1 protein-coding gene is annotated in these 664 nt (G+C 31.6%); it reads left to right on the top strand.

Features of this window, described 5'->3' with window-relative positions:
- Positions 1–535: 535 nt before the first annotated feature.
- Positions 536–664: ESPR domain-containing protein (locus BTV99_RS13240; RefSeq protein ID WP_083608655.1), on the top strand; the 129-nt coding region annotated here is incomplete at its 3' end.

Raw genomic sequence — 664 nt, 5'->3', positions numbered from 1 at the left:
GTCAGATAAAAGTTAATTTTAAGCCTATGTTATCGAATCAAATACTGCCAATCAACCATAGCTAATTATAGGTATAACCATCCTATAATGTAGAAAGCATAACAAGGTAGGTACGGTATAAGGCTTGACGAAGATCTGTGACTTCAAACTGTCATGTTTATGACCTATAGTGCTGTATTGGCTCATGTGTAATCAAGAACATAGACGACAGCATAAAAACCACAAAAATAATAAATACCCTAATTTCTTTAAGGGAAAAAGTAAATACATTATATATTCTTATTTAAGAATTAATATATTAATATAAGTGAATTTATTTAAACTATCATTAAATACTATAATAAAGTTGACTATGTGTACATGTGTATTATTATGTTTTATAAGAGAGTAGCTCTGTAATAAAACCGGCTTATAAAATTTTTTATATTTTATGAGTGTGTCTATATAAAGCGTGAAATTATCTGATTATATTGCATTAAAGATATAAATTTTGCCATTATAGAAAATGCTTAATTGATAGTAAGGGAAGTACATCATGAACCGTAATTATAAAGTTATCTGGAATCGCTCGCTTGGCTGCTTTATGGCAGTTGCCGAATATGCCAAAGCCCGTGGTAAGTCATCGAATCGTGCGGTGAGCTCTGGCTCAGCGGCATCGAGTGCG

The sequence above is a fragment of the Psychrobacter sp. Rd 27.2 genome, from assembly GCF_001921755.1.
GTDB lineage: Bacteria > Pseudomonadota > Gammaproteobacteria > Pseudomonadales > Moraxellaceae > Psychrobacter > Psychrobacter celer.
The sequence above is the reverse complement of the archived record's forward strand: the minus strand, read 5'-3'. Positions and strand labels throughout refer to the sequence as shown.